Here is a 22,181-nt window from a genome sequence, read left to right as displayed (position 1 = left end):
CGGCATGCGCCCCATGCTCGCCACACCGTCGGCCACCCCCGGCCTTCCGCCGGTTGGCCCGGAGTGGGTGCACGAGATCAAGTGGGACGGGGTCCGCGCCCTGGGCGAGATCCGCGACGGCCGGCTGCGGCTGACCAACCGCACCGACGGCGAGATCACGGTGGCGTACCCGGAGGTGGCCGCCGGGGCCGTCGGGCTCCCGGAGGGCGCCGTGCTCGACGGCGAGGTGGTGGCGATGGGCCCCGAGGGGACGCCGTCGTTCCATGCGATCATGCCCCGGATGAACGTCCGCGATGCCCGCCGCGCCGCCCGCTGGGCCGTGGAGCGCCCCGTCACCTTCGTCGTGTTCGACCTGCTGCACCTCGCCGGGACGGACCTCACCCGCCGCCCGCTGCACGAGCGTCGCGCCGCGCTGGACGCACTGGACCTCAACCGACCCGCCTGGCGGCTCTCGGAGCTCTTCGACGACGGCGCTGAGCTGGCGCACTTCACCCGAGAGGCGGGCCTCGAGGGGGTGATGAGCAAGCGGCGCTCGTCGATCTACCGCCCAGGGGTGCGCAGCGACGACTGGGTCAAGACCCCGCACCGCTCCGAGCTGGTGGTGGTCATCGGCGGGTGGCTGCCGGAGGGTGGCAACGAGCATGCGCTGGGCGCGCTGTGGGTGGGGCAGCCGAGCGACGAGGCCACCTTCGAGGCGCGGCCGGTGCTGTATCCGATGGGGCGGGTGGGCTCCGGACTCGGGCACTCCGACCGGGACACGTTGCTGGCGGTCCTCCGCGACACCGAACGCCCCACTCCCCCGTTCGAGCCCGTGCCCGCGGACCCGGTGGCCCGCCAGGCCCGTTGGGTCGAACCGATGCTGTGCGTGCAGGTGCGCTACCTCAACGTGACGCCCGACGGCGCCCTCCGCCAGCCCGTCCTGCGGGCGCTGCGCCCAGACGTGTCCCCCGTCGAGGCCGCGACTGCGGATCTCCAGTAGCGCACTGGGCCAGGGACACACCGCGACGCTCGGTTCCTCAGGTCAGGGAGCGGCAGTGTCGCGGCGCGCGACGAGCACGATGTCGTCGTGGTGGTGCGCCCCAGCCCCCTCGGCCACGCTCCGTGCGCGCCGCTCGTGCACCAGCACGGTCCAGCCGTCGCCCAGCCGCTCGACCACGTCGTCGGGATAGGCCAGCGTGGCGGGGTCGACGTGCGAGTGCTTCGGGTTGAAGTCCGCGTGGTGCACCACCAGCAGCGCGCCGCCGGGAGCGACGACGGAGGCCAGCGCGTCAACGGCCGGCGAGTCCTTGGGCAGGGGCACGTAGAACGCGGAGACGAGGTCGAAGTCGTCGTGCGGGAGGGGCGCCTGCCCGATGCTGCCGAGCACCCATTCGACGATGAGTCCGGTGGCCTCCACCGCCCTCTGCCCCCGCTCGATCGCCACCAGCGACGGGTCGAGCGCCGTGACCTCCCAGCCGTGCGCCGCCAGCCAGATGGCGTCGGCGCCCTCGCCGCAGCCCACGTCCAGCACACGCCCGCGGCGCAGCTTCGGCGCCTCCGCGACCAGGGCGGCGTTGGGCTCCCCGCTCCACATTCTGTCGGTGTCGCGGTAGGCCTGATCCCAGTCGTGCTCGTGTGGCATGCCCAAGTATCCCGCCGATCCCGAGCCAGGGGCAACAGTCGCGGGCGCCGGTAGGCTGGTGGCGATGACCGAGCCCCAGCCCATCGCGACGCTCCCGCCCATCGAGGAGTTGCACGGCGACGTGCCGCGCAGCCCGCGCACGGGCGAGCCGACGCGCCCCGCCGTCGTGCTGGTCTCGGCGATCCTTCAGTACCTGGCCGTGGCCGCGCTCGCCGCCGCCTACGGCTGGCACTGGTGGCTGGCGGCGCACCCGGACAGCTACGTCACCTCGGCGCGGCTGATCGAATGGGTGGCGCCCGAGCCGGGAAAGTGGCTGTCGCTCACGCTGGAGGGCGGGTTCGCCGCGGCGCTGGTGCTGGCCGGCGGCGCGTGCGGGGTGGTGGGCTTCCAGGCCTGGAACGGGTGGCGATGGACGCGGTGGGGCGGCCTCGTGGCCGTTGCGCTGGCCGGCGGCTTCGCCGCGATCCTCAGCGACTGGGCGTTCATCGGCCTCGGCCTCGCCGTCGTGGGGTGGGCGCTGCTGTTCCTCCCGCCGTCGACGAGGTACTTCCGCCAGTGGGAGCAGGTGCGCGCCATCCGGCCGGAGGCGTACCGCAGGCCCAGCTCCATCTTCTACGGCCGGCTGCCGCGGTTCCGGTGAGGCCCTAGGCTCACTGACCATGGCTTCGAACCCCTTCCTCGACGGCGCCCTCCGCGTGGTCCGCGACGTCGCCCTCCGCGCGATCGACAGGGCCACCGCGCCCCAGGCCCGCCGCCGCGCCACCAGGCGGCCCGCCGAACCCACCCGCTCCCCCCGCCCGCCTGCGGCCTCGGGCGGCTATCCCGGCGACTACCGGCAGGCTCCGACGATCGTGTACAACCCGCACCGCGACGGTCGCCCCGACCCGGGCGAAGTGGTGTGGACCTGGGTGCCGTACGAGGAGGATTCCAGTCAGGGCAAGGACAGGCCCGTGCTCCTGATCGGGCGCGACGGCGGCTGGCTGCTGGGCCTGCAGGTCACCTCGCAGGACCACGACGTCGACGCGGCCCAGGAAGCCGACGCCGGCCGCTACTGGACAGACATCGGCACCGGGGAGTGGGACAATCAGCGCCGCCCCAGCGAGGTGCGAGTGAACCGGATCATCCGGATCGACCCGGACGCGGTCCGCCGCGTGGGCGCCATCCTGGACGAACAGATCTTCGACGCCGTGGCGCGAAAGGTCCGCCGCCACTACTGAGCCGGGCGCCTCAGCCACCGATGACGTTGCGCTGCCGGTGAACATCACCGCCGCCGATTCGGGTCTCCGCCACGGTCCCTGATTGAATAGTGGACCAGAAGCAACGAGAGGCGCCCATGATCACCGTGACGGACCTGACCAAGGTCTACCTCCAGGGCAAGCGCGAGGTGCGCGCCCTGGACGGCGTCACCCTCACGGTCCCCGCAGGCTCCATCCACGGCATCATCGGGCACTCCGGCGCCGGGAAGTCCACCCTCGTGCGCTGCCTCACCCTCCTGGACCGACCCACCTCCGGAACAGTCGAGATCAACGGCGTGGACCTCACCGCGGCCCACGCCGACGCGCTGCGCACGGCCCGTCGTCGCATCGGTCTGGTGTTCCAGCAGGCCAACCTCTTCGATTCGCGCACCATCGCGGACAACGTGGGCTACCCGCTCGAGCTGATCGGGATGCCGAAGGCCGAGCGCGACGCGAAGGTCGCCGAACTCCTCCGCGTGGTCGGCCTCCCGGACTCCGGCCCCGCCTACCCGGCGCAGCTGTCCGGCGGCATGCGTCAGCGGGTCGGCATCGCCCGCGCGCTGGCCACGGAGCCGGACGTCCTGCTGTTCGACGAGCCCACCTCCGCCCTGGACCCGAAGACCACCGACGAGATCCTGGACCTGATTCTGAGCCTCAAGGGTCGCGACGGCCTCGCCGTGCTCGTCATCACCCACGAGATGCATGTGGTGAAGAAGATCTGTGATTCGGTGTCTCTGCTCGACGGGGGCCGCATCGTCGAGTCCGGCCCCCTCGTCGAAGTCGTCAACAGCCTTGACTCCCGGCTCGCCGAGGCGCTGCTCGGCATTCCGCCTCACGCCCCGCTGGATGCCGTGCACGGCACCTACGTCGACGTGCTCTCCTCAGGTGAGAAGGCCGCCATGCCCGTGGTGGCGCACACCTCACACGAGGTGGGCGCCGAGCTCAACATCGTGGCCGGGAGCGTGGAGCACCTCGCCGGCACCACCTTCTCCCACCTGCGGATCTCGGTCCCCCCCGGCACTGACCCGCAGCGGGTGATCGAGCTGCTGCGCGCCCAGGGCGCCGACGCGAAGCTCACCTCCCGCAGCGCGATTGAGGGGTCGGCGCAGTGATTCTCCTCGAGACCTGGTTCAACAACCCCGCCCTGCAGAAGGCGCTCCTTCCCGCCATCTGGGAGACGCTCCTCATGATGGGCATCACCAGCCTCGCCACCGTGCTGATCGGGCTGCCGCTCGGCGTGGTGTTGTACGTCACGCAGAAGGGCGCGCTCGGGGAGAACCGTGCCCTCAACTTCGTGCTCTCGAACATCGTGGTCAACATCACGAGGTCCATTCCCTACGCCATCCTGATGCTCGCGCTGATCCCCTTCACGCGCTGGATCGTCGGCACCTCCTTGGGCCCCATCGCGGCGTCGGTGTCGCTGGCGATCGCGGCGATCCCGTTCTTCGCGCGCCTCGTCGAGACCGCGCTGCGCGAGGTGCACCCCGGCAAGCTGGACGCCGCCCACGCGATGGGCTCCTCGAAGATGCAGTCCATAACGAAGGTCCTCATCCCTGAGGCCCTCCCTGGGCTGGTGGCGGGTATCACCACCACGGTGGTGACCATCATCGGCTACTCGGCGATGGCCGGACTGGTAGGCGGCGGTGGCCTGGGGCGCCTCGCCTACAACTACGGCTTCCAGCGCTTCTCGCCCGATGTCATGGTCATCACGGTGATCCTGATCGTCATCCTGGTGCAGGGCGTCCAATGGCTCGGCGACCGGATCAGCCGGGCCGTGGACCACCGCTAAGACCTTCCCACCCTGTGGGAGACCAGCTCCGCGCTGGACAGAAAGAAACTGGCCAACTTGTTGTCGGCCCCGAACAGAGAGGGACTCCTCCTGATGCACAAGATTCTCACCACGATCGCTGCCTCCGTGGCAGCCGCCATGACCCTGACGGCGTGCGGCGGAAGCGCCACCCCGTCGACCTCGGGCGAAGCGTCCTCGGCCGCCTCCGGCGAGGTGATCAGCCTCGTCGTCGGCGCCAGCCCGGTGCCCCACGCCAAGATCCTCGAGTTCGTCCGCGACAATCTCGCCGAGGAAGCCGGCCTGGAGATCGAGATCCGCGAATTCGACGACTACGTCCTCCCCAACGAGGCGCTCGCCTCAGAGGAGCTGGACGCCAACTACTTCCAGCACCTCCCGTACCTGGAGAGCCAGATCGCGGACAAGGGCTACGAGTTCACCGCCGGCGAGGGCGTCCACATCGAGCCGCTGAAGCTGTTCTCGGACAAGCACGACTCCGTCGACGCCATCCCCGACGGCGCCACCATCGCGATCACCAACGACGTCTCCAACCAGTACCGCGGCCTCAAGCTGCTCGAGAAGGCCGGGCTGCTGACCGAGGTGCCGTCGGACGCCACCGTGCTGACCCTCACCGAGGATGCGAACCCGAAGGGGTTCCAGTTCGAGGAGACCCAGCCCGAGGTCGTCGTGCAGCAGATGTCGGACCCCGCCGTCGACGCGGCCGTGATCAACGCCAACTTCATCCTCACCGCCGGCCTGGACCCCAACGAGGCCATCGAGTCCGAAGAGGTTGAGGGCAACCCGTACGCCAACATGCTCGTGTGGCGCACCGGCGACGAGAACCCCGGCATCGCGACGCTGGAGGAGCTCCTGCACTCCACCGAGGTGGCGGACTTCATCGCCGAAACCTGGCCGTCCGGCGACGTGATCCCCGGAAACGCCTGATCCCTGTGACGTTGAGGGGCCGTCGAGCACACACTGCTCGGCGGCCCCTCATCACGTCCGGGCCGACGTTGGTGGGCCGGGCGGCATTAGGCTGGCGGGGTGAACAGCTCGCGCGCGGTCCTCTTCGACCTGGACGGCACCCTCGCCGACACGGTCCCCCTCATCGCCCAACACATCAGCGACACCCTGAACTCGCACGGCATCGCGTGCGTGCCGCAGGACGTGTACCCCCTGATCGGGCGGCCCATCGAGGACGCCATGGCCGAGCTGCACGAGTTCGCCGACGACGGGGCCCGCATGCGGGCCATCATCCTGGAGTACCGCGGCGCCCTGCATCAGGCGGTCAATGAGGCCGGCCCGTCGCTGGTCCTGCCGGGCGTGCGCGCCATGCTGCACGAACTGCGCGCCGGTGGCTACGCGATCGGGGTCGTCACGGCCAAGGGCGGTCCGCAGGCGGCCCACCTGCTGACCATCACCGAGCTTCGCCATCTGATCGACACGGTGGTCAGCACCGACGACGTGGACCGCGGCAAGCCGGCCCCCGATTCGGCGTTCGTGGGGCTGGAGCGTCTGGGCGCCGTCGCGGCCGAGACGTGGTACGTCGGCGACGCGACCTCCGACATGGACATGGCGCTGGCCGCGGGCATGCGGGCGATGGGCATCACGACGGGCGCCGCGACCCGCGACGAGCTGGAGTCCGCGGGGGCTGAGGTCGTCGTCGATACAGCAGCCGAGGTCAGCCGCCTGATCCTCGATTAGGCTTGACCGGCATGGGACGCATCGTGTTCGACACTGCCACCAGCTTCAACGGTTTCATCGCCGACGAGGACAACTCCCTGGCCTGGCTCTTCGCGGTCGCGGGTGGTGACCAGCCGGATGAGGGCCTCTTCCCGTCCGACGCCGCCGTGATGGTGGAGGGATCCACCACGTATGAATGGGTTCTTGCCGAGTCCGACATCCTCGCCCACCCGGAGAAGTGGGCCGAGTTCCACGGCGATCGCCCCACCTTCGTCTTCACCACCCGCAGCCTCCCGGTCCCCGCGGGGGCGGACATCCGGTTCGTGTCCGGACCCGTGTCCGAGGCGTTGCCCGCCATCAGGGAGGCCGCCGGGGACGGCGACATCTGGGTGGTCGGCGGCGGCGATCTGGCCGGCCAGTTCCTGGACGCGGGAGCGCTGGACGAGATCGCGTTGTCGGTGGCCCCGGTGGCGCTGACCGGTGGGGCGCCGCTGTTTCCGCGCCGCGTCGAATCGAGCCGCCTGCAGCTGGTGTCAGCCGCCGCCGTCGGCCAGTTCGCGCGGCTGGTATACCGGGTCACACCCGGGGAGTGACCGTGAACCGCCCGAAAGTTCTTGCGCTGATTCTCGCCGGGGGCGAAGGCAGCCGGATGGACGTGCTCACGGCGCGACGGGCCAAGCCGGCGCTGCCGGTCGCCGGTGTGTACCGGCTCATCGACCTGCCGCTCAGCAACCTGCGCAACAGCGCCATCGACGACGTGTGGGTGGCCGCCCAGTACGAGGTGCAGTCCGTCGTCGACGTCGTCGCGGGTGGGCGGCCGTGGGACCTGGACCGCACCCGCGGTGGGTTGCGCCTCCTCACCCCCGAGCAGCGACGCGACCTCGAGGACGAGGAGGGGTGGCACGAGGGCAACGCGGACGCCATCTACCAGTCACGTGAGGTGATCCGCCAGTTCGCGCCGGACGTCCTGCTCGTGCTGAGCGCGGATCACGTCTACCGGCTGGACTTCGCCGACGTCGTGAGCGCCCACCTCGAGCGCGGCGCCGACCTCACGATCGTGTCCACGCGGGTGCCCGCAGAGCAGGCGACGCACCACGGCGTGGTGGAGGTCGACGACGAGGGTCGGGTGATCGGATTCGAACTCAAGCCGGAGGAGCCACGAACCGACACCGTGACCACGGAGGTCTTCGCCTACAGCACCGACGTGCTCCTCGACACCCTGGATGCCCTGGTGGAGAAGCTGGCGTCCGGGACCTCGACGAACCTGGGAGACTTCGGCGAGCATTTGGTGCCCGCGCTCGTCGATCGTGGCCGGGTGTTCGACTTCAGGCTGGAGGGCTACTGGAAGGACCTCGGCCGTCCCGAGACCTACTTCGCGGCCCACATGGACCTGGTGCGCGGGAAGCCAGACCTTGAGCTCGACGACCCGGCCTGGCCCGTGTTCACGCGGGACCACCAGAGACTGCCCGCGCGGATCCTTGCCGGGGCGACGGTGGAGGACTCCCTCATCTCGCCTGGTTGCGTGGTCGAAGGCACGGTCCGGCATTCGGTGTTGGGGCCGGGCGTGAGTGTCGCGGCGGGCGCGGTGGTTGATCACGCCGTCATCCTCACCGACGTCGAGATCCGCGAGGAGGCGGAGATCCGCTACGCCATCGTCGACGAGGGAGCCGTCGTCGGGAAGGGCGCCATCGTCGGGGCGGAGCCGGCTGGCGAGGTGTCCACCGACGACCTGGTCCTGGTCGGCATGGGGGCGCACGTGCGGGGCCGTCGGAAGCTGGCGCCGGGGGACCGTGTGGAGGCGGTCAGGTCCTGATGCCCGGGCTCGGTCAGGAGGTCAGTTCCGGGCCGACGGCCCGCTCGAAGCCTCCGCTGATCAGGATGGGGTAGAACCCGAGCGCCTCGTTGACGTCGAGCATGTACCGGTTCTCGGCCGCGTTCCAGGTGACGATCGACGTCGCCGTCGGGACCGCCCGACGCACCTGCAGGAGGTTGGCTGCCTTCACCAGCATCCCCAGGCGCCTGCCGCGATGCTCGGGAAGCACGATCGTGTCGTACTGGTCCACGAACGCCTCGGGGTTACTGCGGTCCAGGGCCATCTCGCTCACCGCCGCGACAGTCCCGCTGGGCGCGTGGCGGACGACGGCGTGGAACAGCCGGTTGGTCACGAGCGTCACGCGCTCGCGCTCCCGCAGGCGTTCGGCGTCCCAGCTGCTCTCCACCACCGCGAGGTCCCCTAGCGGCTGGTCCGCGGCCATCCGCTCCTTGAGGACCGCCTGCCCAGCAAGGAGATCGTCCGGCGACTCGCCCTCCCAGGTGAGCACCTCATACTCGTCTCCCGCCCTGGCCTGCGCCTCGGCGAGGGCCTCAGCCGGGTCGACCAGCGGCGTGGCGAAGTCGTAGCGGCTGACCCGCTCCACGATGCCGAGCCTCAATCCGTGCTTGAGGGCGAGGCGCACACCGGGATGGTCAGGGTCTATCGCGCCGTGGCCCGACGGCGGAGACAGCGTGGCGCCGTCGGTGATGGGGGTCTCCACCCACGCCTTCACCCTGGTCAGGCCTGGCGGCGGGTCGGCCTCGAAGGCCTCGATCAGTGCGGTGGCCACGCCCCGGCTGCGGTGTTCGGGGAGGACGTAGACGGCGACTGTGGCGCTCTCCGGGGAGTCGACGAGTGAGGTTCCGGCCGCCAGGAAGCCTGCGGGGGCGTCGTCGACGTAGGCCAGCCACCGGCGGTGCACCGCCTCGGTGTCCTCACGCTCGGAGGCGAGGTGGGGTTCGTCGTCGACGTCCCACTGCGGCCCGCCGATGAGCTCGCGTTCGTTGGCGCGGACGAGTGTGCAGAGATCCCGCCACGAGGGGTCTGTGTGGGTGTCTGGCAACGGGAGCGGCACGATGTGGAGCACGGGGTCGAGCCTAATCGCAGTGGGCTGGGCGGGGTCGTGCACGAAACGCCGCGTGTTGCGCACCCCGTCGTCGCAGGAGCGCCCAGCCGGCGGTTCAGACGGCGTGTCGTGCACAGCCGTGGGCGCTGCCTCGACGGTGGGGCGGGTGTGGACGCACGGGCATCAGATTGGCACGCGCCGGGCCGGAACGTAGGGTGGGAGCCTTGAAGACAGAGAAGAGGCGCCCATGACCGCACACACCCACCGCGAGTCGGTCGTCGACCGACCGGACTCCCCCCGCTCGTGGCTCGGTCGGCTGTTGAAGGGGATCGCGGTCGGCGTCGGCGCCATCCTGCCCGGGCTCTCGGGCGGGGTTCTGGCGGTGATCTTCGGGCTGTACGACCCGATGATCCGCTTCCTGGCCAACGTCCGGCACCACTTCGTGCGCAACGTGCTGTTCTTCATCCCCATCGCGATCGGCATGGGAATCGGCGTCCTGGGCTTCTCCGTCGTGGTGGAAGCCGCCTTCGCCTCCTACGCGGCCCAGTTCACCTGCCTGTTCATCGGGTTCGTGATCGGCACGTTCCCGTCGCTGTACCGGCAGGCCGGCCGCAACGGACGCACCCCGACGCACCTGGCGATCATGGGCGTCGCCGCCACCGCGATCTTCCTGCTCATGCTCGCGGGGGGCCAGATGCTGGTCCAGGTGCCGCCGAGCATCCCCGTCTGGTTCGGCTCCGGCGCACTGATCGGCCTGGGCGTGATCGTGCCTGGGATGTCGCCGTCGAACTTCCTCATCTACTTCGGCCTCTACGACAAGATGGCCAGCGGCATCAAGGACTTCGACCTGGCGGTGACCATCCCGCTGTTCCTGGGTGTGGTGGCCTGCGTCCTGCTCCTCGCCAAGGGGGCGGCCTGGCTGTTCGACCGCTACTTCGGCGGCATGTACCACTTCATCCTGGGCATGGTGATCGGTTCGTCTCTGGCGATCTTCCCCACCGTCGTGTTCCCCGCCTTCACGGCGGAGGGTCTGGACGCGAGCGGGTTGAGCCTCACCACCGCCGTGCTCTTCGCTGTGGCCATGCTGCTGGTGGGCACCGTCGCGTCGTTCCTGTTCAGCAAGTTCGAGGACACGGTCAGCGACAAGCGCCACGAGATCGAGGAAGCGGCCGCTAAGGTCGTCGACGCCTGAGGCGACGAGGCCGCTGTGGAGCGGGCGACGGGAATCGAACCCGCGTATCAAGCTTGGGAAGCTAGGATAAGTCCTAGTCAGAGCGGGGGCGGTAGAAATCTGGTCGAGATCATGCGCTCCATCTTCGCCGCCACCCCGTCCAGGCCGCCCTCGAACAGGTGCCCGTAAGTGTCCATCGTGAGGGTCGCCGAGGCGTGCCCGAGCATCGCTTGAACCATCTTGACATCCGCCCCGGCCGCGATCGCCAGGGACGCTGCGGTGTGCCGCAGGTCATGCGTGGTCACCGCACCCAGTCCGGCCCGTGCGGCCGCCGGGGCGACGACGTTGTTGCGCAGCGCCCGCCGGTCCCTGGATCCCGCCTCGCCGCGCGGGTGCTCAAGCAGCCATCGGCCGCGGGGCCGGTCGAGGTCGAGCATCGCGAGCACCGACGGCAGGATCGGCACGTCGCGTCCCTCGCCGTTCTTGGACCGCTGGACGCGCGCACGACCACGCCCGGGGTCCACGTCCCCCACCGTCAACGCCAGGGCCTCAGAGGCCCGATAGCCGCCGGTGCCGAGCATCCACACCATCGCAGGCCACGACGATGCCCCGGCGAGGGCCGCGAGCTCGCCGACGGCAAGGAAGCGGGCCTGGCGGCGTGTGGCGCGGCCGTAGCGCAGCTGGCGGGCCGGGTTGCTGGCCAGCTGGCCGCGTTCCACGGCGATCTGCAGGGCCCCGGCGAGGGCCTGTCCGGCCTTCGCCTTCACGGTCTGCGACGCCGGCCGGGCACCGATGCTGAGGCCGGCGATCCAGGCCTGTAGTTCGGCGCGCTCCACGTGGGTGGCGAGGCGCGCGCCCCACACGGGCCGCACCCTGTTGACGGCATGCTGGCACTGCTCAAGACCGCCAGGGCTCAAGCCCCGCTTCCCCGCCAGCCACAGGTCCAGCAGCTCGCCGACGGTGGATCCAGGCCCCGCCCAGGGGTTCAGCTTCAGCGACGCCTCCCAGGCCTCCGCGTCAGCCTTCACGGTGAACGCCCGCGAGGGATGGTCCCCGACCGTCACCCGCCACCTGGCGCCGCGGCCGTGCCTAGTGGATGGGGCGCCGGCCTTCGTGCGGCACTCCGGGCAGCGGGCCCCGCCGCGCACATGCCACAGGTCAGCTACAGCCATGGTGCTCCGTTCGCTGGATCAGGTAGGCCCGCTCGGCTGGTTCCAGCGACGCGAGACGGGCACGGAGGGTAGGGACGTCGACCCAGAGCAGATCGGCGGCCTCGTGTGGCTCCTGGGACCACGCCAGCGCATCGCCCAGCGCGCAGAGCGAGATCAGCCGGCGGGCCACCACCTCGTCGATCGAAGCTTCCTCGCGGGCAGCGAGGACTGGATCCGCAGGCAGTGGACCGCGGGCCACGTGCTCGAGCTCGTGCGCGAGGGTGCAGCGCCGCTCAGCCTGCAGGAGGCGCTTGTCGAGGACGATGACGCGCGCGTTGTGGTGAGTGATGCCGACCAGGTCTACGGGTAGATGCGCCCAGCCGATCAGCCAGTCGCCAAGCTCCCGCAGCCTCCCCCAAGGATGTTCCATGCCGCCATCGTGGCGGGGAGGTACGACAAGCCGCCTCAACCCTCGCTGTGGGCGACGGTTGCACCTAGAGCGGCGGGTCGCCAGATCCAGCGTGACCGTGATGATCAGCCAGTGCGGAGGACTCCGCGGGTGCGCCGCCAGTCAAGGATCAGGGAGCCAACGAGGGCTGCGCAGAGCACCAGCGCGAACCAGCGCGGGGCATAGTAGCCAGTGGGACCCACGGAGAGCATGAGCAGGAACGTCCGTGTCGAGACGACGACGAACGCGCCGCTAATCAGCGGCGTCTTGGTCTCCTGGCGGCAACTCATCCTGCTCAGCTCCTGGCTCGTGGCCGATGACCTTCTCGATGAAGTGCCGAACCTTCGCTTCGTCACCCTCATCAGTTTCGACCCACTCGCGGCGAACCGCGAGCCGAAATACGTCGTTCACGCCGACCCGAACGTGCCCAGTGGCGACGCTCTGCAAGAACTCTCTGTCCTCTATGGTAGCCGAGAGGGATCCGTCCGGCGTGATCATCCGCCACGTCTTTGCCGGGTCGAAAGCTACGGTATCGGGCCATGCTGACACTTCGAATCGTCGGTCCCGCGGCTCCGCGCTTGGGGGTTCGCTGAGTCGTTCCGCATCCACGGCCTCGACCTTGAGAGGCTCGGCGTCAGCCGCCTTGACCGTCAACGATCTGGCCCCGCTTCGAAGGGGCGCGGCGATCCGCCCAAGCGCTTTACGCGCACGCTTGTTGTTCCAAAGGCGCCACTCCTCCTGCGTGAAATGGACCACCTCACCGCCGAGGAACACAACCTCCCACGTGTCATGCTCCGCCACGTAGGTGGCCGCCTTCACGCGTTTCCTCATGTGCATCCAGTAGAACCTGAAGGCGTAGGCGACGGCAGCCCCGATGCCAGGACCGGTCAACACTTCGACGAGTGCGACGATGTCGAAGGAGCCCGTCTCTGTCGCCTGCACTTTGACCCGAACCTTTGACTTGCCGTCGGACGCTGCGGCGGCAACGCCATCTGCGAAGTCGGCCATGCCCTGGAGGGCGCTGGCCAGCTCTCGCGCCGACATCTCCCCTTCGTACTCGTCGCCGTCGTACTTGACGCTGAACTCAGACTCCTCAACGACTGGCGTGTCGTCGACAGGTATCAGTGGGTTGTTCATGCCGGATCCGTTCCCCCAAGATCTTGTGATTCCTCGCCCAGCGCGTCGGCCTCTGCCTGCATCTGCTTCCCCCTTGACCGGGTCCTCCGGGCGGCCAGCGCCACGTCGTCGGGTGACGTCACCGGGAGAGGCTCGTCGCCCTCCCCCTCAGGTGCTATTGGTGTGGCGATGTCGAGTTCGTTCGACCAGGCGTAGTCAACGGGAGGACCCTCGATGGGCGTCACCGCCGCCTTGGCGCTCTTCTGAGCCGAGTCGACCAGACCATGGGAACCTCCTGTCATCCTGCGGCGGACTTCCTCGATGAGGTCGTCGTCGCTGAGCGTTGCCAGTGAGGGTGGCGCCGTGGGCTGCTCCCCCGCCTCGTCGGCGGTGAGGAAGCCGGCCGCGACGAACGCTTCCAGCACTGGCCTTCTGAATGCCCTGGCGAACTTGGCTGCTGTCTGAGGGTCCGGGAGGGAACCCAGGGAGAACCAGCGGCCGACGCTCGCCCCAGTGATGCCGATCCTTCGGCCGATCTCCGCGTGAGGGGTCTCGGTTGCGACGGTCCGCACGAACTGGGTCCAGGTCACGCCTTCAACGGTAGGCCTATGTGCGTTCACGTACGGATTGTGCCACGTCGTTACGTATAGGTAACGCCCTAGTCAGAAGTTACAGCGCTGTGCTTCCGCTAGTCCCGCCCGCAGCGAGCCCCTCGCGGGGGATCACCGTTATCGGATCGTTATATTCCTTGGCTTGCGTGTACGTACGCGTTAGGCGTAACGTACGGGGCATGCCCAAACAACACCCCGACCTAGAGGTCCAGTGGGACCGAGTCCAGGTCATGCGGCAACTGCGTGACCTCCAGGACGACCGAGCCCTGATCACCGCCATGGGGATGTCGCACGCCAGCTACTCCCGCGTGAAGTCCGGCAAGCAGCGGCCCGGGACGCGGTTCATCGCCGCCCTCTGCGTCGCTCTCAACGTCAACGTCAATGACATCTGCGTCATCGACGAGACCGGGCACCCTCGCACCGCCAAGGCCGCCTGACCCCACAAGAAAACCGGCCCCCGCCTGCAGCAACAGACGAGGGCCAAGAACGAGACGAAAGGAAAATCTCGTGAGCAATCTTACCCCGTTCACCTTCGAGGGGAACCAGATGCGGTTCGTCGGCGAATGCGTCGTCGCGGCCGACCTGGCCAAGGCCCTCGGCTACCGCGAGGCGTACGACCTGACCCGGACCCTTGACGACGACGAGAAGGGTCCGCAGATCGTGCGGACCCCTGGCGGCGACCAGGAGATGACCGTCGTCTCCGAGGCCGGCTTCTACCGCGCATGCCTGAACCGACAGGCCGGATACATCAAGGACGCCGCCGCCCGCGAGTTCGTGAAGCGGCTGCAGCGCTGGGTGGTCGCCGACGTCCTCCCCTCGATCCGGAAGCGCGGCATGTACGCCACCGCTTCCACCGTCGAGGCGATGCTCGCGGACCCTGACACCGCGATCCGGCTCCTGAGCGAGTTGAAGGAGGAACGTGCCCAGCGGGCCCAGCTTGAGGCCCGCGCCGAGGCCGACCGGCCGAAGGTGATCTTCGCTGACGCGGTGGCCGCATCCAAGACGAGCATCCTCGTCGGCGACCTGGCGAAGATGCTCCGCGACAACGGCATCGAGACCGGCGCCGTGCGGCTGTTCAAGTGGATGCGCGCCAACGGGTTCCTCATCGCCCGCAACGGCACCGACTACAACCGGCCCACGCAGCGCGCCATCGAGCTGGGCGTCCTCGAGATCAAGGAGACCGTCGTCGTCCACTCCGACGGCCACACGTCGATCAGCATCACCCCGAAGGTGACCGGCAAGGGCCAGGGCTACTTCATCGCACGCTTCCTCGACGGGCGCTTCTCCGTGGACGGTGCCGCATGATCACCGCGATCGAGTACCGCTTGCAGTGCGACAACGGCGCCGACTGCGCCGCCCGTCACCGTCGCCGCGACGTCGACGAGGCCGACTGGCAGGTGATCCCGGCCAGGTCGGGTGCCATCGCCCGCGACCAGGCCAAGAAGGTCGGCTGGGTCCGGCGCGGCGTCAAGCTCCCCGGCGGGCTGCGCGAGGTCCGCGACCTCTGCCCCGAATGCGCGGCCAAGCCATGACCGAGCTGACCGCCGCCGAGGCCGCGCAGCTGCTGCGCGTCGACATCAAGACCGTCCGCAAGATGTGGCGCGCCACGATCCTGCGGGGCCGCATGCAGACCACGATCGGGGGACGCTCCCGCCGGCTGCTGATCGACCGGGCCTCCGTCGAGAAGCGTCTCGCGGACGAGGCCCGCACCCCCCTCGACCTGGCCCGCCGCGGCCTCCCGGCTGCGTGACCGCCATGGACCTGTGGATCGACCGCGCCATCAACGCCACCCTCGCCACCGTCGCTGGGCGCATCGCCTGGCTGCTGGCCACCCTCACCGTCACCATCGCCTGCTGCTGGCTCCTCGCCGTAGCCATCTGAAAGGACCCATCTATGCCTCGCCGCACCCGCTCCCGCCGCTTCGTCGGCCGCGTCCTCGACCTGCTCGCCCCCCGCGCTGCTGCCCGCCGCGCGTTCCCTGACCCGCTGCCCCACCCCGCCCCGTGGGCCCGCGTCGACCTCGCCTGGGGTCCTGCGCAGCGGGAGGTGCTCCGATGAGCACCGCCATCGTCAACGCCATGCAGCACACCGACGCCGCGGCCCGCGACATGCGCAACGCCGCCGAGCTGCAACACCCCGCCGACGTCCAGTTCTCGATGGGGTCCGCGCAGATCAACGCGCTGCTGGCGATCAACGCGAACCTCGCCGTCATCGCAGCCCAGCTCAAGCGGCTGGTGGACGAGTCGTGAGCGGCGACACGGTGCCCGTCGACACCATCAACCGCGCCATCGACGGCGACCTGGACTCCCTGATCGTGGCCGTCAGAGCGTTGGAGATCCCCCTCAAGCACGAGCTGGCGCTCAAGTACCTCACGGAGTTGCAGCAGCTGCGCGCCGAGGTCGAGGCGCTGAGGGCCGCATGATGACGGCCGCGCTGGAAGTCCTCGGCTGGATCGCCGTCGCAGCGATCGCCGCCGGCATCGTCATCCTGGTCGCCTTCATCGCCACCGCGGTGTTCAAGGCAGTGCGCGACGGACTCCGTGGCCACGACGACACCCTCGGCGACTCGGACCTCGCGGCCCTCGACTGCGGGCATCGCATCCTGGACCGCATCCCAGACCCGGGGGAAGAGGTGTGGCTGCGGATCAGGCGCTGCTCCACGCATCCCGACGAGCAGCACGTCGACATCCACGTCCTCCCCACCCTCAGGGAGAGCAGATGAGCACCCGCTGTATCTCCTGCGGCGAATCGACCCGCCACATGCGCGACGTTGAAGCCGCCCTCGTCGAGACCCACGAGATGTGCATCGTCTGCCGCAGCTCCGACCTCGCCGAGCGCGTCGCATACATCCGTGCCGAACTCCGCGACCTGGCCCTCGACACCGACCCCGCCTCCGGGCTGATCCCCGACGCACTGGAGGCAGACATCAACCAGCTCATGGCTGTGCTCAAGGAGTCGGTCAGATGAGCACCCAGATCAACGAGAAGGACACCATGACAACCACCACCCGGCCCGGACTCAAGGTCGTTCGCCTGACCGCCGAGAACGTGAAGCGCCTCAAGGCTGTCGAGATCACCCCCGACCAGACGATGCAGATCATCACCGGCCGCAACGCTCAGGGCAAGACCTCCGTCCTCGACGCGATCTGGCTTGCCCTCGGCGGCGGCTCGGCCGCGAAGGGCACCACCCGCCCCATCCGCGACGGCGAGACCAACGCGGCGGTGACCGTCGACCTCGGCGACCTCACCGTCACCCGCACATGGACCGGCGACAAGACCAGCCTTGTCGTCAAGTCCGCCGATGGCGCGAAGTACTCCTCCCCCCAACGGATGCTCGACGACCTCGTGGGCCAACTGTCCTTCGACCCGCTCGCCTTCACCCGCCTGACGGCCCGGGAGCAGCTCGCCGCCCTCCTTGACCTTGTGGACCTCGACGTCGACCTCGACACCCTCGACGCAGAGCGCCGCGACCTGTACGAGCAGCGCGTCGAGATCGGGCGCCACGGGAAGGCCATCGGCGACATCCCCGCCATCGACGAGACGCTCCCCACCGCAGAGGTGTCGGCGTCGGCGATCATCGCGGAGCTACGCGAGGCGGAGGAGTCCAACCGGCTCCGCAGGCTCGCAGAATCGGACCACGCCGAGGCCGTCGAGTGGGTCGATCGACTCCGGCGCCAGCTCGCCGAAGCGGAAGCCTCCCTCGCCCGCCTCGCCAACACCGTCGCCTCATGCCCCGCCTACGTCGACACGGCCGGGATCGAAGCCCGACTGACGGGCGCCGAGGACACCAACCGCCGCATCCGAGCGAACACCGACGCCCGCGCACTGCTCGCCACCAAGGCCGAGATGCGCGACCGATACGAGGCACTGACCGCCCAGATCGACAGCATCGACCACCGCAAGGCCGAGGCACTGGCCGCCGCCGAGTTCCCCGTGGACGGTCTCGGGTTCGACGAGTCCGGCGTCACCTACCGGGGCGTCCCGTTCGCGCAGGCATCTAGCGCGGAGCAGATCCGGATCTCACTGGCGATGGCCATGGCCCTGAACCCGCGACTGCGCGTGATCCGCATCCTCGACGGGTCCCTCCTGGACGAGGACAGCATGACGGCGATCCGGGACCAGGTCGCCGCGCGCGACTTCCAGGTGTGGATCGAGCGCGTGGCGGATCCGGCCGAGTCGGCTGTCGTGATCGAGGACGGACAGGTGGCCGCGCCATGAGCTGTGACGGCACCGGCACCCTCGGCTGCCGCGGCTGCTCGGTGTGCGCGGACCACCGAAGCGGCGCCCCCGCAACTCACCGCAGCAGCACCTTCCCCTCGCCCGCCCTGCGCACCCCCGAGTGGCTGGCCGAGATGAAGGGCCGCGAGGAGCGCTTGACGCGGGCCCCCGCCGGGCAGCGCTGGGCGCAAACCATCGTCCCCGAACCGGAGTACTGATGCTCACCCTCACCGCCGACGGCCCCATCACGGCCCCAGGGCTGTACCTGATGGACGCCGACACCTACTTCGGCGACCCCGTGCCCTCCGGCTCCCTGTCCAGCACCTGGGCGCGGAAGCTGATGGAGCCTGCTGGCCCCGCGAAGTTCGCCCACGAGCGCCGCAACCCCCAGCCCCCGAAGAAGGTGTTCGACCTCGGCCACGCCGTGCACACCGTGGTCCTCGGTTCCGGCGCAGCCATCGCCCGCATCCCCCAGGAGAAGCTCGCGAAGAACGGGGCCATCTCCACCGACGCCGCGAAGGAGTTCATCACCCAGGCACGCGCCGCCGGCGCCACCCCCCTCAAGCCCGCCGAATACGACCAGATCCTCGCCATGGCCGAATCGATCAAGGCGCACCCCGAAGCCATGAGGGTGCTCGCCGCCGGCGGAACCCAGACAGAAGTGTCCGCGTTCCGCCGCGACCCCCGCACCGGCATGTGGCTCCGCTGCCGCTTCGACGCACTCAGCCCCGCCGGAGTCGGCGACCTCAAGACCTGCGTGGACGCCGACCCGTTCAAGTTCGCACGCCGCACCGCCGTCGACCTGGGCTACTACCAGCAGGCCGACTGGTACCTCGACATGGCCCAAGACCTGAACCTCACAGGCGGACCCTTCCGGTTCGTCCTCGTCGAGAAGACGCCGCCCTACCTCGTGTCCGTCGTCGAATTGTCCGAGGAATACCTGTCCATCGGACACAGCCGCAACCGGGCCGCGATCGACCTGTACGCCAAGTGCCGCGCCGAAGACCAGTGGCCCGGCTACACCGGCGTCACCGTCGTCGACCCACCCAAGTGGCTCCTCAGCGGCGAAGACGACCGACTGTCCGACGACATCGCCGCCGAGCTCGCCGCCTACGCCGACTCCCTCGCAACCCTCTAGCCGTCACAGGAAGGACAACCATCGTGACCACCATTGCCACCCGCCCGCCCGAGAAGAAGACCGTGCTGTCTGAGCTCGAGCGCGTCAAGCCCTACATCCTCGAATCCCTGCCCGATCACGTCACCCCGGAGCGGTTCGCCCGCCTTGCCCTGACGACGCTCCGCAAGAACCCGAAGCTGATGGCCACCGACCCCGACTCCTTCGTGGGCGCCCTGTACACCGCCGCCGCGCTGGGCCTGGAGCCCGAGGTCAACGGCGAGTGCTACCTCGTCCCCTACGGCCGCGAAACCCAGCTGATCATCGGCTACCAGGGCATCGCGAAGCTGTTCTGGAACCACCCGCTGGCCGCCCGACTCTCGGCCGAGTACGTGTGCGAACGCGACGAGTTCGACTTCGACAAGGGCCTCGCCCCGCGACTCCACCATAAGCCCGCCATCGGCGACCGCGGGAAGGTCATCGCCTACTACGCGATCGTCGGGTTGAAGAACGGCGCCGTCTGGTTCGACGTGTTCTCCCCCGAGCAGATCAAGGCGCTGCGCGGGAAGGTGCGCCCCTCGAACATCGCCGACCCCGAGCAGTGGATGAACCGTAAGACGGCGCTGAAGCAGGTGCTGAAGATGGCCCCGAAGTCGACGCAGCTGCACAACGCGGTCGCGTTCGACGAGCAGGCCGGCTCCATCGAGCGCGCCGGCCGCGTGTTCGCCCCGGCGATCGAGGCCCCCGAGACGACCGCACCCGCGGAAGAGGTCATCAAGGCCGAGATCGTCAACGGCGGCTTCGGTGACGCGAACGAGCCGTGGATCGACCCGGTGACGGGAGAGACGGCATGAGCGAGATCAAGCCCGCCACCATCACCTACCAGGGACCCGAGGCCACCGCTGTCCGGGTCACCGAAGACGGGCCCATGCTCATGGTCGACGGCAAGACCGTCCTGGAATGGGGCGACCTCCAACGCCTCGTGACGGTCATCACCGCGGCCGGTGAAGCCTGGACGTCCGGGACCGCCCCGATGCCCACACCCCCCACGCCCGAGGAGGCACGCGAGCTCTACGCCTACCGGAACGACTCCTACATGGCGAAGCGCGCCCAACGCGCCATCGCCCGCGAGTTCAAGGCGGACCCAGATGAGGTGGCGTTCTGATGACCTGGCGCGACCACCTCGCCGGGTTCGACCTGGAGACCGACTCGCCCAACCCTGAGGACGCCCGGATCGTCACGGCCTGCGTCGGCATCGCCAACGCCGGCGGCTGGACCGCCAAGAACTGGCTCCTCCAGCCCGACCGCGACATCCCCGAAGGCGCTACGGCGATCCATGGCATCACGACGGAAATGGCCCGCATCGACGGCACCGACCGCGCCGCCGGACTCAAGGAGATCGCCGCCGCGATCCGCGCAGCCTGGGCGGCCGGCGCCGTCCTCGTCTCCCACAACAGCCCTTATGACCTCACCACCTTGGATCGCGAGCTGAGGCGCGCCGGGCATGGATCGCTGACCATCAGTGGCCCCGTGGTGGACACCCTCGTCCTCGACAAGGCGGTTGATCGCTTCAGGAAGGGCAAGCGCACCCTGACCGCGACAGCCGCGCACTACGGCTTCGAGCTGACCGAGGCCGACGCGCACGGCGCGGAAGCCGACGCCCGCGCCTCCTGCCGCATCGCCTGGTGCATCGCCACCGCCCACCCAGAGGTCGGCCAGATGGACCTCGACGCCCTCACCGAATGGCAACGCGACCAGTACCGCGAGCAGCGCCTGTCCTTCGCCGCCTACCGCCGGAAGCGCGGCGAACCCCTCGACGACGAAACCACCGACTGGCCCATCCGGGCATTCACTGCGCAGCCGTCGGCTGCCTGAAGGAAGGAAACCCATGTCCACTGAACGCCGCTACGTGAACCCGAAAACCGGGGAGGTGATCGACGACCCGGAGATCCGCCCGTTCAGCCAGATCCTGGCCGAGCTCGGGGAAGGCTCCACCTCCGTCGAGCTGTCGCAAGCCATGTGGGACCTGCTGCAGCGGGTGCAGGACACCGGCAAGGCCGGATCCGTGTCCCTCACCATCAACGTCGCCCTGAACGGCGTCGGCCGCGTCGAAGTGAAGGACGAGGTGAAGGTCAAGCTCCCCGAGTACGCACGCCCCACCACGAGCTTCTTCCTCGACCAGCACGGCAACGCGAGTCGCCGCGATCCGAACCAGCCCGAAATCCCGGGCGTCACCCACATCATCACCAGACAGGAAGCCAACTGACATGACCATCGACATCAACACCGTCATCGACAACGCCCAGGAAGCGGTCCAGCCTCACGAATTGGAGGACGGCAACCTCTACGCGGTCCGCAACGCCGACGGCGGCATCGTCCTGCTCCGCACCCCCGGCTATGACCGCGCCGTCACCCAACTGGCCGCGCAGACGTCGCCCGACCAGATCCGCCGCAGCATCACCGTGCGTGACGCGAGCTCCCTGATCGACTACCTCGACGCCAACACCATCAACGGTGGAGAGGCAGTCGGCACCGACCACCGCCACGGTGTGGGCCGCCTCGAACTCTGGGCGGACATCGACCGCCGCACCATCAAGGCCGTCCTCGACGGGAACGACGGACACCGCGTCCACACCGCCACCCTCGAACTGCGCCACTCCATCGAGTGGACCGAGTGGACCTCGATCGACGGGAAGCTCGTCGACCAGCTCGCCTTCGCACAGTTCATCGAGGACCACCTGTCCAGTATCGGCGCCCCCGACGGCGCGAAGCTCCTGGAGATCTGCCAGACGCTGGAGGCCCGCACCAAGGTCGACTTCAAGTCCTCGGAGCTGCTCGCGAACGGGCAGCGCAAGTTCAAGTACGACGAGACGACCGAAGCGAAGGCCGGGCAGAAGGGCGACCTGACGATCCCCGCCGAACTCACCCTCGTGCTGCGCCCGTTCCAGGGCTCGGAGCCCGTCGCGATCCTGGCCCGCTTCCGGTACCGCCTCGACGGTGGACAGCTGCGCCTCGGGATCAAGCTCGCCGAACCGTCGAAGGCCCTGGAGGTCGCCTTCAACCAGATCGTCGACGAAGTGCAGGCCTCGGTGCCGGTGCGTGTGAACCACGGCGTCGGCTGAGTCGCGTGGGCCATCCGCCCCCAGCGGG

At 69.3% G+C, this 22,181-nt stretch carries 34 protein-coding genes; 28 read left to right on the top strand and 6 right to left on the bottom strand.

Annotated features, from left to right (window positions below):
- The first annotated feature begins 4 nt into the window (after positions 1 to 4).
- Positions 5 to 979 (top strand): DNA ligase, encoded by a 975-nt coding sequence (locus tag H5399_RS05385; RefSeq protein ID WP_182782025.1) that lies wholly within the window; start codon positions 5 to 7, stop codon positions 977 to 979.
- Between the two features lie 42 nt (positions 980 to 1,021).
- Here the strand turns inward: H5399_RS05385 and H5399_RS05380 are convergent, their stop codons facing one another.
- Positions 1,022 to 1,621: a bifunctional 2-polyprenyl-6-hydroxyphenol methylase/3-demethylubiquinol 3-O-methyltransferase UbiG gene (locus tag H5399_RS05380; protein WP_182782024.1), complete on the bottom strand. Its 600-nt coding sequence runs from the start codon at positions 1,619 to 1,621 to the stop codon at positions 1,022 to 1,024.
- Positions 1,622 to 1,685: 64 nt separating this feature from the next.
- Here H5399_RS05380 and H5399_RS05375 point away from each other — a divergent pair, with 64 nt between their 5' ends.
- The 8 genes from H5399_RS05375 to H5399_RS05340 all read left to right on the top strand — a co-directional run bounded on the left by H5399_RS05375 (position 1,686) and on the right by H5399_RS05340 (position 8,138).
- Positions 1,686 to 2,261 (top strand): hypothetical protein, encoded by a 576-nt coding sequence (locus tag H5399_RS05375; protein WP_182782023.1) that lies wholly within the window; start codon positions 1,686 to 1,688, stop codon positions 2,259 to 2,261.
- Positions 2,262 to 2,280: 19 nt separating this feature from the next.
- Positions 2,281 to 2,838: a type II toxin-antitoxin system PemK/MazF family toxin gene (locus tag H5399_RS05370; protein ID WP_182782022.1), complete on the top strand. Its 558-nt coding sequence runs from the start codon at positions 2,281 to 2,283 to the stop codon at positions 2,836 to 2,838.
- 116 nt (positions 2,839 to 2,954) lie between these two features.
- Complete coding sequence (locus H5399_RS05365; protein WP_182782021.1) at positions 2,955 to 3,968, top strand: methionine ABC transporter ATP-binding protein; 1,014 nt, start codon at positions 2,955 to 2,957, stop codon at positions 3,966 to 3,968.
- On the top strand, positions 3,965 to 4,645 hold the full coding sequence (locus H5399_RS05360; protein ID WP_182782020.1) for a methionine ABC transporter permease: 681 nt from the start codon (positions 3,965 to 3,967) through the stop codon (positions 4,643 to 4,645). Before H5399_RS05365 ends, H5399_RS05360 begins: the two co-directional genes overlap by 4 nt.
- 93 nt (positions 4,646 to 4,738) lie before the next feature.
- Positions 4,739 to 5,587: a MetQ/NlpA family ABC transporter substrate-binding protein gene (locus tag H5399_RS05355; protein ID WP_182782019.1), complete on the top strand. Its 849-nt coding sequence runs from the start codon at positions 4,739 to 4,741 to the stop codon at positions 5,585 to 5,587.
- A gap of 99 nt (positions 5,588 to 5,686) precedes the next feature.
- Positions 5,687 to 6,346, top strand: coding sequence for an HAD family hydrolase (locus H5399_RS05350; protein ID WP_182782018.1), 660 nt, complete (start codon positions 5,687 to 5,689; stop codon positions 6,344 to 6,346).
- Between the two features lie 11 nt (positions 6,347 to 6,357).
- Positions 6,358 to 6,918 carry a dihydrofolate reductase family protein gene (locus tag H5399_RS05345; RefSeq protein WP_182782017.1) on the top strand — a complete coding sequence of 187 codons (561 nt, stop codon included), beginning with the start codon at positions 6,358 to 6,360 and terminating at the stop codon, positions 6,916 to 6,918.
- 2 nt (positions 6,919 to 6,920) lie between these two features.
- Complete coding sequence (locus H5399_RS05340) at positions 6,921 to 8,138, top strand: glucose-1-phosphate adenylyltransferase family protein (RefSeq protein WP_182782016.1); 1,218 nt, start codon at positions 6,921 to 6,923, stop codon at positions 8,136 to 8,138.
- Positions 8,139 to 8,151: 13 nt separating this feature from the next.
- Here the strand turns inward: H5399_RS05340 and H5399_RS05335 are convergent, their stop codons facing one another.
- Positions 8,152 to 9,225, bottom strand: a complete 1,074-nt coding sequence (locus tag H5399_RS05335) for a GNAT family N-acetyltransferase (protein ID WP_182782015.1) — start codon at positions 9,223 to 9,225, stop codon at positions 8,152 to 8,154.
- 226 nt (positions 9,226 to 9,451) lie between these two features.
- Between H5399_RS05335 and H5399_RS05330 the strand changes: the two genes are divergently transcribed.
- Positions 9,452 to 10,396, top strand: coding sequence for a DUF368 domain-containing protein (locus H5399_RS05330; protein WP_182782014.1), 945 nt, complete (start codon positions 9,452 to 9,454; stop codon positions 10,394 to 10,396).
- Positions 10,397 to 10,473: 77 nt separating this feature from the next.
- On the opposite strand, the gene H5399_RS05325 is transcribed toward H5399_RS05330, so the two are convergent.
- The 4 genes from H5399_RS05325 to H5399_RS05310 form a co-directional block, all read right to left on the bottom strand.
- Positions 10,474 to 11,547, bottom strand: coding sequence for a tyrosine-type recombinase/integrase (locus H5399_RS05325; RefSeq protein ID WP_182782013.1), 1,074 nt, complete (start codon positions 11,545 to 11,547; stop codon positions 10,474 to 10,476).
- The gene (locus tag H5399_RS05320) at positions 11,534 to 11,956 is read right to left on the bottom strand and encodes an ImmA/IrrE family metallo-endopeptidase (protein WP_220490858.1); all 423 of its coding nucleotides are present in this window, start codon (positions 11,954 to 11,956) and stop codon (positions 11,534 to 11,536) included. The genes H5399_RS05325 and H5399_RS05320 overlap by 14 nt, the downstream gene beginning before the upstream one ends.
- A 270-nt stretch (positions 11,957 to 12,226) precedes the next feature.
- Positions 12,227 to 13,111: a hypothetical protein gene (locus H5399_RS05315; RefSeq protein WP_182782012.1), complete on the bottom strand. Its 885-nt coding sequence runs from the start codon at positions 13,109 to 13,111 to the stop codon at positions 12,227 to 12,229.
- The gene (locus tag H5399_RS05310) at positions 13,108 to 13,680 is read right to left on the bottom strand and encodes a helix-turn-helix transcriptional regulator (RefSeq protein WP_182782011.1); all 573 of its coding nucleotides are present in this window, start codon (positions 13,678 to 13,680) and stop codon (positions 13,108 to 13,110) included. The genes H5399_RS05315 and H5399_RS05310 overlap by 4 nt, the downstream gene beginning before the upstream one ends.
- 200 nt (positions 13,681 to 13,880) lie before the next feature.
- On the opposite strand from H5399_RS05310, the gene H5399_RS05305 reads away from it, so the two are divergent.
- The 18 genes from H5399_RS05305 to H5399_RS05225 all read left to right on the top strand — a co-directional run bounded on the left by H5399_RS05305 (position 13,881) and on the right by H5399_RS05225 (position 22,153).
- A complete protein-coding gene (locus H5399_RS05305) occupies positions 13,881 to 14,138 on the top strand; it encodes a helix-turn-helix domain-containing protein (protein WP_182782010.1) in 258 nt (85 codons plus the stop codon).
- A gap of 70 nt (positions 14,139 to 14,208) precedes the next feature.
- On the top strand, positions 14,209 to 15,006 hold the full coding sequence (locus H5399_RS05300) for a phage antirepressor KilAC domain-containing protein (RefSeq protein ID WP_220490857.1): 798 nt from the start codon (positions 14,209 to 14,211) through the stop codon (positions 15,004 to 15,006).
- A complete protein-coding gene (locus H5399_RS05295) occupies positions 15,003 to 15,233 on the top strand; it encodes a hypothetical protein (protein WP_182782009.1) in 231 nt (76 codons plus the stop codon). Before H5399_RS05300 ends, H5399_RS05295 begins: the two co-directional genes overlap by 4 nt.
- Positions 15,230 to 15,451 (top strand): helix-turn-helix domain-containing protein, encoded by a 222-nt coding sequence (locus H5399_RS05290; protein ID WP_182782008.1) that lies wholly within the window; start codon positions 15,230 to 15,232, stop codon positions 15,449 to 15,451. Before H5399_RS05295 ends, H5399_RS05290 begins: the two co-directional genes overlap by 4 nt.
- Positions 15,448 to 15,582: a hypothetical protein gene (locus H5399_RS17910; protein ID WP_255422076.1), complete on the top strand. Its 135-nt coding sequence runs from the start codon at positions 15,448 to 15,450 to the stop codon at positions 15,580 to 15,582. Before H5399_RS05290 ends, H5399_RS17910 begins: the two co-directional genes overlap by 4 nt.
- A 12-nt stretch (positions 15,583 to 15,594) precedes the next feature.
- Positions 15,595 to 15,759 carry a hypothetical protein gene (locus H5399_RS05285; RefSeq protein WP_182782007.1) on the top strand — a complete coding sequence of 55 codons (165 nt, stop codon included), beginning with the start codon at positions 15,595 to 15,597 and terminating at the stop codon, positions 15,757 to 15,759.
- On the top strand, positions 15,756 to 15,950 hold the full coding sequence (locus H5399_RS05280; protein ID WP_182782006.1) for a hypothetical protein: 195 nt from the start codon (positions 15,756 to 15,758) through the stop codon (positions 15,948 to 15,950). The genes H5399_RS05285 and H5399_RS05280 overlap by 4 nt, the downstream gene beginning before the upstream one ends.
- Positions 15,947 to 16,123 carry a hypothetical protein gene (locus H5399_RS05275; RefSeq protein WP_182782005.1) on the top strand — a complete coding sequence of 59 codons (177 nt, stop codon included), beginning with the start codon at positions 15,947 to 15,949 and terminating at the stop codon, positions 16,121 to 16,123. Before H5399_RS05280 ends, H5399_RS05275 begins: the two co-directional genes overlap by 4 nt.
- Positions 16,120 to 16,422, top strand: a complete 303-nt coding sequence (locus H5399_RS05270) for a hypothetical protein (RefSeq protein WP_182782004.1) — start codon at positions 16,120 to 16,122, stop codon at positions 16,420 to 16,422. Before H5399_RS05275 ends, H5399_RS05270 begins: the two co-directional genes overlap by 4 nt.
- Positions 16,419 to 16,667, top strand: coding sequence for a hypothetical protein (locus tag H5399_RS05265; RefSeq protein WP_182782003.1), 249 nt, complete (start codon positions 16,419 to 16,421; stop codon positions 16,665 to 16,667). Before H5399_RS05270 ends, H5399_RS05265 begins: the two co-directional genes overlap by 4 nt.
- Entirely contained in the window at positions 16,664 to 17,917 is a 1,254-nt protein-coding gene (locus H5399_RS05260; protein WP_182782002.1) for an AAA family ATPase, read from the top strand. The genes H5399_RS05265 and H5399_RS05260 overlap by 4 nt, the downstream gene beginning before the upstream one ends.
- Positions 17,914 to 18,135, top strand: coding sequence for a hypothetical protein (locus H5399_RS05255; protein WP_182782001.1), 222 nt, complete (start codon positions 17,914 to 17,916; stop codon positions 18,133 to 18,135). The genes H5399_RS05260 and H5399_RS05255 overlap by 4 nt, the downstream gene beginning before the upstream one ends.
- Positions 18,135 to 19,055: a PD-(D/E)XK nuclease-like domain-containing protein gene (locus tag H5399_RS05250; RefSeq protein ID WP_182782000.1), complete on the top strand. Its 921-nt coding sequence runs from the start codon at positions 18,135 to 18,137 to the stop codon at positions 19,053 to 19,055. Before H5399_RS05255 ends, H5399_RS05250 begins: the two co-directional genes overlap by 1 nt.
- A 23-nt stretch (positions 19,056 to 19,078) precedes the next feature.
- Positions 19,079 to 19,885 carry a recombinase RecT gene (locus H5399_RS05245; protein WP_182781999.1) on the top strand — a complete coding sequence of 269 codons (807 nt, stop codon included), beginning with the start codon at positions 19,079 to 19,081 and terminating at the stop codon, positions 19,883 to 19,885.
- Positions 19,882 to 20,196 (top strand): hypothetical protein, encoded by a 315-nt coding sequence (locus tag H5399_RS05240; protein ID WP_182781998.1) that lies wholly within the window; start codon positions 19,882 to 19,884, stop codon positions 20,194 to 20,196. Before H5399_RS05245 ends, H5399_RS05240 begins: the two co-directional genes overlap by 4 nt.
- On the top strand, positions 20,196 to 20,906 hold the full coding sequence (locus H5399_RS05235; protein WP_182781997.1) for an exonuclease domain-containing protein: 711 nt from the start codon (positions 20,196 to 20,198) through the stop codon (positions 20,904 to 20,906). The genes H5399_RS05240 and H5399_RS05235 overlap by 1 nt, the downstream gene beginning before the upstream one ends.
- Before the next feature lie 13 nt (positions 20,907 to 20,919).
- Positions 20,920 to 21,297: a hypothetical protein gene (locus tag H5399_RS05230; protein ID WP_182781996.1), complete on the top strand. Its 378-nt coding sequence runs from the start codon at positions 20,920 to 20,922 to the stop codon at positions 21,295 to 21,297.
- Position 21,298: 1 nt separating this feature from the next.
- Positions 21,299 to 22,153, top strand: a complete 855-nt coding sequence (locus H5399_RS05225; RefSeq protein ID WP_182781995.1) for a DUF2303 family protein — start codon at positions 21,299 to 21,301, stop codon at positions 22,151 to 22,153.
- The last annotated feature ends 28 nt before the right edge of the window (positions 22,154 to 22,181 follow it).

It is taken from the genome of Tessaracoccus sp. MC1627 (genome assembly GCF_014164725.1).
GTDB lineage: Bacteria > Actinomycetota > Actinomycetes > Propionibacteriales > Propionibacteriaceae > Arachnia.
This window is presented reverse-complemented; position numbering and strand designations above follow the sequence as displayed.